The organism is Streptomyces recifensis, from assembly GCF_002154615.1.
Classification (GTDB): domain Bacteria; phylum Actinomycetota; class Actinomycetes; order Streptomycetales; family Streptomycetaceae; genus Streptomyces; species Streptomyces griseoluteus.
In genome coordinates this window covers 1-7212 of sequence record NZ_MUNH01000284.1, presented here as the reverse complement: position 1 = coordinate 7212, position 7212 = coordinate 1, and the positions used below count along the sequence as shown (strand labels likewise).

Sequence of the window (7212 nt, the reverse complement as noted above, 5' to 3'; positions counted from 1 at the left end):
GGCGGCGCGGGTGGCGGCGACCGTGGTGCGGATGCCGCCGGCGCTGTAGGGGCGGCCGGACATGCGGGCGTTGAACTCGGCGGTGCGATCCCCGGCGAAGACCAGGTGCGAGTGGGAGTCCACGAAGCCCGGCAGGACCGCCTTTCCACCGGCGTCGACGCGCTGGTCGGTGGCGGGTGCCTTGCTCGACTCACCGGCCCACACGACGCGTTCGCCCTCGACGACCAGGGCCGCGTCCTGGATGAGTCCGAGAGGGGAATCGTCACCGAGGGAGGGGTCGTTAGTGACCAGCGTGGCGATGTTGGTGATGACGGTGCTGCTGCTCATGGTGTGCTCGGTGTCCTCAGTCGTGCCGGTGGGGGTGCCGGTGGGGGTCAGTCGCGCAGGGCGCCGATCGCGTCGGCGAGGGCCGAGGGCACATCGGGCACACGCGTGTGCGCCCCGTCCCGTACGACCTGGCGGCCGCCCACGACCGTGTGCCGGACGTCCGCCGCGCTCGCCGCGAACACGGCCGTCTCGGCGCCGAGACGGGGCGGCGGTCCGGCCGTCCTGACCGAGTCGAGGGCGATGGTCGTGAAGTCGGCCAGGCGCCCTGGCTCGATGGCGCCCGCCTCCTGCCAGCCCAGCGCCGCGTGGCCCTCCTCGGTGGCGGCGCGCAGCAGCGCGGCCGCGGTCCAGTGACCGCGGGTGCGGGTGCGCAGCCGCTCGTCCAGCTCCATCGCGCGCGCCTCTTCGAGCAGGTCGATGACGGCGTGGCTGTCGGAGCCGAGGGAGAGCGGGGAGCCCGCGCCCTGGAGGGCGGCGGCGGGCCCGATGCCGTCGGCCAGGTCCCGTTCGGTGGTGGGGCACATGCAGGTGCCGGTGCCCGAGCCGCCGAGCAGGGTGATGTCCTCGCCGGTCAGATGGGTGTTGTGCACACCGGTGGTGCGCGGCCCGAGCACGCCGTGGTCGGCGAGCAGCCGGGCCGGGGTGACGCCGTGCGCGGCGAGGCAGGCGTCGTTCTCGGCGGTCTGCTCGGAGAGGTGGACGTGCAGCGGGGCCCGCCGCTCCTGGGCCCAGCCCGCGACGGTCGCCAACTGGGCTGCGGGCACGGCCCGTACGGAGTGGACGGCCGCGCCGATCCGCGCGTGCTCCTGTGCCCTGAGAACGGAACAGCGCTCGGCCCAGGCGTCCGCGGTGCCGTCGGAGAAGCGGAGCTGGTGGTGGTTGGGGGGCTCGCCGAAGCCCGCCGCGAGGTACGCGGTGTCCAGGAGGGTGATGCGGATGCCGGCCTCGGCGGCGGCCGCGATCAGAGCCTCGCCCATGGCGTTGGGATCGGCGTAGGGCGTGCCGCCGGGGGCGTGGTGGAGGTAGTGGAACTCCCCCACGCAGGTGATTCCGGCGAGGGCCATCTCGGCGTACACCGCGCGGGCGAGGGCGTGGTAGGTGTCCGGGGTCAGCCGGTCGGCCACGGAGTACATCACCTCGCGCCAGGTCCAGAAGGTCCCGGAGCCCACCTGGACCGTGCCGCGCAGGGCCCGGTGGAAGGCGTGGCTGTGCGCGTTGGCGAGGCCGGGCAGGGTGAGGCCGCGCAGGATCTCGGCGCCGGGCGGCGGGGCGGGTGTGCCGGTGCGGACGGTGGTGACGCGGCCGTCCGCGACCTCGACGAGCACCCCCGGCTCGACATTGCTGCCGAGCCAGGCGTGCTCCAACCAGTAGGTTCCCTGGGTCACCTGCGGGTCAGTCCTTCCAGTACGTCGGCGAGGGCGCGCACCCCGGCCACGCAGTCGTCCTCGGTCGCGGACTCGGCCGGGGAGTGCGAGACGCCGGTGGGGTTGCGCACGAACAGCATGGCGGTCGGGACGCTCCCGGAGAGAATCCCGGCGTCGTGCCCGGCGCCGGTGCCCAGCACGGGCACCGTCAGCCCGGTGTCCCGGCCCAGCAGGCGGCCGAGCTCGTCACGCAGGGCGTGGTCGAACTCCACGACCGGGGTGAAGGACTCCCGGACCACGTCCAGGTCGATGCCGTGGGCGTCGGCGTACTCCCGCGCGGCCCGCGTGATCCCGTCGAGGACCGTGTCCAGCGCCTCCTGGCCGGGGGCGCGGGAGTCCAGCCAGCCCCGCACCAGGGAGGGGATGGCGTTGACCCCGTTGGGCTCCACGGAGATCTTGCCGAAGGTGGCCACGGCACCGGCGAGTTCGGCCTCCCGCCGGGCGGCCAGCACGGTCTCGGCGTAGGTCGGCATGGGGTCGCGCCGGTCCGCGAGCCGGGTGGTGCCGGCGTGGTTGGCCTCGCCCCGGAAGTCGAACCGCCAGCGCCCGTGCGGCCAGATGGAGCTGGCGATGCCGACCTGGTCGCCGGACAGGTCCAGCGCGCGGCCCTGTTCGACGTGCAGCTCGACGAACGCGCGGATACGGGCGAGGCGTTCGGGGTCGGCACCGATGGCGTCGGGGTCGTGACCGGCGGCCGCCATCGCCTTCGGCAGGCTGATCCCGTCCCCGTCGGTCAGCAGATGCGCCTGCTCGACGGTGAGCTGCCCGGCGGCCAGCCGCGACCCCACACAGGCCAGTCCGAACCGGGCCCCTTCCTCGTCCCCGAAGTTGACGATCCCGAGGGGCCGGTCGAACGTGGCGTTCCTGAGCCGGAGTTCGTCCAGCGCGGCGAAGGCGGACACGACTCCCAGGGGCCCGTCGAAGGCCCCGCCGTCGGGCACGGAGTCGAGATGCGACCCGGTGACGACGGCATCCCCTTCGGCGGGGTCACCGAGCCAGGCCCACTGGTTCCCGTTCCGGTCCACCTCGTAGGCCAGCCCGCGTCCCTCGGCCTGCTCCTGGAACCAGGCCCGGCATTCGGCGTCGGCGGAGGTCCACGCGTAACGCCGGTAGCCCCCGGAGGCGGAGCTGCGCCCGACGGGAAGCAGCTCGGCCCACATCTCCTGGAAGGAAGCCGCGCGGGCGGAGGCCCCCTCCGCCCCCGCCGCGGAGCCGTGCCTCACGCGTCGCCACCCTCACGCATGGGCACCCGGACGTCGCGCTCCTCGGCGACGGACTCCGCGATGTCGTACCCCGCGTCCACGTGCCGGATGACACCCATGCCGGGGTCGTTGGTCAGCACCCGCCGGATCTTCTCCCCCGCCAGCGCGGTCCCGTCCGCCACACTGACCTGCCCGGCGTGGATGGACCGGCCCATCCCCACACCACCCCCGTGGTGGATGGAGACCCAGGAGGCACCGGAAGCCACATTGACCATGGCGTTCAGCAGCGGCCAGTCGGCAATGGCGTCGGACCCGTCCAGCATCGCCTCGGTCTCGCGGTAGGGCGACGCGACGGACCCGCAGTCGAGGTGGTCCCGCCCGATGGCCAGCGGAGCGGCGAGCTCACCGCTGGCCACCATGTCGTTGAACCGCTCCCCGGCCTTGTCACGCTCCCCGTACCCGAGCCAGCAGATCCGGGCCGGAAGACCCTGGAAGTGCACCCGCTCGCCCGCCATCTTGATCCAGCGCGCGAGGGACTCGTTCTCCGGGAACAGCTCCAGCAGCGCACGGTCGGTCTTGGCGATGTCGGCCGGGTCGCCGGAGAGCGCGGCCCAGCGGAAGGGGCCCTTGCCCTCGCAGAACAGCGGCCGGATGTAGGCGGGGACGAAGCCGGGGAAGGCGAACGCGCGGTCGTAGCCCGCGAGCTGGGCCTCGCCGCGGATGGAGTTGCCGTAGTCGAAGACCTCGGCGCCCGCGTCCATGAAGCCGACCATCGCCTCGACGTGCCGGGCCATGGACTCGCGGGCGCGGGTGGTGAACCCGGCCGGGTCCTTCGCGGCGGCGTCGGCCATGTCCTCGAAGTCGACGCCGACCGGGAGATAGGCCAGCGGGTCGTGCGCGGAGGTCTGGTCGGTGACGATGTCGATGGGGGCACTCATGGCGAGGAGCTGCGGGACCAGTTCGGCCGCGTTGCCGAGGACGCCGATGGAGAGCGGGCGACGGGCGTCGCGGGCCTCGGTGGCGAGCTGGAGGGCGTGCTCCAGGCTGTCGGCCCTCACATCGAGGTACTTGTGCTCGATGCGGCGCTCGATGGCGCGGGGGTCGACGTCGATGCAGATGGCCACGCCGTCGTTCATGGTGACGGCGAGCGGCTGGGCGCCGCCCATGCCGCCGAGTCCGGCGGTCAGCGTGATGGTGCCGGCCAGGGTGCCGCCGAACTTCTTCGCGGCGACGGCGGCGAAGGTCTCGTAGGTGCCCTGGAGGATGCCCTGGGTGCCGATGTAGATCCAGGAACCGGCGGTCATCTGGCCGTACATGGTGAGGCCGAGGGCCTCCAGGCGGCGGAACTCCTCCCAGTTGGCCCAGTCGCCGACCAGGTTGGAGTTGGCGATGAGGACGCGCGGCGCCCACTCGTGGGTCTGCATGACGCCGACCGGACGCCCGGACTGGACGAGCATCGTCTCGTCCTGCTTCAGCGTCCGCAGCGTGCGCACCATGGCGTCGAAGGAGCGCCAGTCCCGGGCGGCCTTGCCGGTGCCGCCGTAGACGACGAGCTTGTCGGGGTGCTCGGCGACCTCGGGGTCGAGGTTGTTCTGGAGCATCCGGAGGGCGGCTTCCTGCTGCCAGCCCAGGGCGCTCAGTTCCGTGCCGCGCGGTGCTCGTACGGGGCGGGGTCCCGACATCGTGTGCTCCTCCTGTTGCTGTCTCTATTCACATAGTCCAGTCGTGAATAGAGCTAGTCAATAGGTACCGGGTGCCATCGCCCGCGCGTCGGGAATGTTTGGCTGGAACCGTGAACGGGGGCGAGCGAGAGGGACGAGGGCACACCGTGGCACAGGAGACCGTGGAGCACGACGGCACCGACGCGCGGGAGCGGGAGGCCGCCGCGCGTGTCGCCCGGCGGGACGCCGCCGTGCGGGGCGCCGTGACCGGCGGCCTGCTCGGGCCCGACGCGCCGCTGGCCGCACTGCTGGACGTGGCGGGCATCCGGCAGTCGGCGGCGGCCCTGCACGCCGCGTTCGAGGCGGTGGTGGCGCCGGGCACCCCGGTGCTGCACGCCTTCGCGGTGAAGGCGGCCCCGCTGGTCCCCGTACTGAGCCTGCTGCACGCGGCCGGCCTGGGCGCCGAGGCGGCGAGCCCCGGCGAGCTGGCCCTCGCCCGCGCGGCCGGGGTGCCCGCCTCGCGGACCGTGCTCGACTCCCCCGCCAAGACGCCGGGCGAGCTGCGCGAGGCGCTGGCGCTGGGGGTCGCCGTCAACGCGGACAACCCGCAGGAGCTGGCCCGTATCGACGCCCTGGTGGCGGCCGGGTCCACCGGCTCCCCGCTCGGCATCCGGGTGAACCCGCAGGTGGGCGGCGGGAGCATCGGGGCGACCTCCACGGCGACGCCGACCTCGAAGTTCGGGGTGGCACTGCTGGACGAGGGGGCCAGGGAGTGGGTGGTGCGGGCGTACCTGGAGCGGCCCTGGCTGACCCGGCTGCACGCGCACACCGGCTCGCAGGGCATCCCGCTGCCGCTGATGGCGCGGGGCGTGGCGGAGGCGTACGCGCTGGCGGAGGAGGTCAACGAGCGGGCCGGGCGGCGCCAGATCGACACCCTGGACATCGGCGGCGGGCTGCCGGTCGACTTCACGGCCGAGGCGACCGCGCCGACGTACGCGGACTACGCCCGGCTGCTGGCCGCCGAGGTGCCGGGGCTGTTCGACGGGCGGTACGGCCTGGTGACCGAGTTCGGCCGGTCGCTGCTGGCCAAGCACGGCACGGTGCTGGCGCGGGTGGAGTACGCCAAGAGCGCGGGCGGCCGGCGGATCGCGGTGACGCACGCGGGCGTGCAGGTGGCCGCGCGGACGGTGTACGCCCCCGCGCAGTGGCCGCTGCGGGTCGCCGCGTACGACGCCGGGGGTCTGCCCAAGTCCGGCCCCGAGGTGGTGCAGGACGTGGCGGGGCCGGCCTGCTTCTCCGGCGACCTGCTCGCCGAGGGGCGTTCGCTGCCCGTGCTGGAGCAGGGTGACCTGGCGGCCGTGCTGGACACCGGGGCCTACTACTTCGCCCACCACTACTCGTACAACTCCCTTGCGCGGCCGGGCATTTACGGCTTCGTGCCGGACGGGGCCGGGGGCGTGGAGTTCGCGGTGGTGCGCGAGCCGCAGACGGTGGCGGAGATCGTGGCCGAGTCCGGAGGGGCGCACGCGGACGCGCTCACCACCCTGGACGCGCCCGGCAGCCGTTGACACCGGAACTCCACGCGGAGGACAAAGGCCCACGGACAAAGGGCCCGACTTCCGTGCAACGCAGGCCAATCAACCCACGCTAGGGCGCCGGGCGCACGTTCCAACGGAAAATGCCAAAGCCCTCACCCGTCACGCACACGTTGCGTAGTGTCAGTGTCACTGAGCCGGAGACCCAGGCGGGGAGGGGAGCCCACGGTGCCCGGAATCGACGAATGCTTACTGGAAGCCATGCGGCTGCCCGGCGCCCGGGGGGCGGCGCTGGTGGACTGGACCAGCGGACTGGCCCTCGGGACGGTCGGCGAGGCGCCCGGCGGTGACCACGAGACCACGGCCGCCGAGGCCGCCGAACTGGCCCGGCTGGCCGCCGAGCACGGCGCCTTCTCGGGCGGGGAGAGCGAGGACGGGCGGCCGCCCGTCGAGGACGTGATCGTCAGCAACCACGACAGCTATCACCTGCTGCGTTTCGTGGACACGTCCTTCGACAGCAGTGTCTTCCTCCATCTGTGGGTGGGCCGCGCGGAGGGCAATCTCGCGCTCGCCCGGATCAGGCTCGGCGAGATGGCCGACCGGCTGGTGCTGGGATGACCGTGGTGGACATACCCCCGCCGCTGCCCGTGCGGGACCGGAGCGACCAGCGCGACGTGGCGGCGGGCGCGCTGTCCCCGATGCTCAGACGGCTGGCGGAGGAGGAGGCCACCGGCGTCCTCGTCCGCGAGCACGGCACGCTCTACCTGGCCCAGGGCAGAGTGGTGCACGCCGAGAGTCCGCTCGCCCCCGGCCTCGGCGTGCTCCTCACGGCCCACGGCACCCTCGCCGCGACCGCCTGGCGGCGCGCCACCGAGTACTCCACGAGCCCCGCGGACGCCGCCCGGCTGCTGCTCGACGCCGGGCTGCTCCCCGAGGGCGCGCTGGAGCTGTGCCACCTGGACGCGCTGTACGACGCCGGGTACTTCGCCCTGGCGCCGAGCAGCACACCGGGCCGGTTCCGCTACGACGGCGCGCCCCGCCTGGGCCCGCTGCCCTCGGTGCC

At 73.7% G+C, this 7212-nt stretch carries 6 protein-coding genes and 1 pseudogene; 3 read left to right on the top strand and 4 right to left on the bottom strand.

Annotated elements, in window-relative coordinates; translation table 11 throughout:
- From CCN33_RS33020 to hutU, 4 genes are all read right to left on the bottom strand, one after another.
- Positions 1-327 (bottom strand): amidohydrolase family protein (locus tag CCN33_RS33020; protein ID WP_244173831.1); only part of this gene is annotated, 327 nt, incomplete at its 3' end.
- A gap of 47 nt (positions 328-374) precedes the next feature.
- Positions 375-1712, bottom strand: a complete 1338-nt coding sequence (locus tag CCN33_RS16620) for a formimidoylglutamate deiminase (RefSeq protein ID WP_086694381.1) — start codon at positions 1710-1712, stop codon at positions 375-377.
- Entirely contained in the window at positions 1709-2911 is a 1203-nt protein-coding gene (locus tag CCN33_RS16615) for an allantoate amidohydrolase (protein ID WP_086694382.1), read from the bottom strand. Before CCN33_RS16615 ends, CCN33_RS16620 begins: the two co-directional genes overlap by 4 nt.
- Before the next feature lie 59 nt (positions 2912-2970).
- Positions 2971-4635 carry a urocanate hydratase gene (gene hutU / locus CCN33_RS16610; RefSeq protein WP_086694380.1) on the bottom strand — a complete coding sequence of 555 codons (1665 nt, stop codon included), beginning with the start codon at positions 4633-4635 and terminating at the stop codon, positions 2971-2973.
- Positions 4636-4781: 146 nt separating this feature from the next.
- Between hutU and CCN33_RS16605 the strand changes: the two genes are divergently transcribed.
- The 3 genes and pseudogenes from CCN33_RS16605 to CCN33_RS16595 all read left to right on the top strand — a co-directional run.
- Entirely contained in the window at positions 4782-6182 is a 1401-nt protein-coding gene (locus CCN33_RS16605; RefSeq protein WP_086694379.1) for a type III PLP-dependent enzyme domain-containing protein, read from the top strand.
- Between the two features lie 195 nt (positions 6183-6377).
- The gene (locus tag CCN33_RS16600; RefSeq protein WP_086694378.1) at positions 6378-6767 is read left to right on the top strand and encodes a hypothetical protein; all 390 of its coding nucleotides are present in this window, start codon (positions 6378-6380) and stop codon (positions 6765-6767) included.
- A pseudogene (locus tag CCN33_RS16595) lies at positions 6764-7212 on the top strand (transcriptional regulator); the annotation flags it as partial. The gene CCN33_RS16600 and the pseudogene CCN33_RS16595, both read left to right, overlap by 4 nt.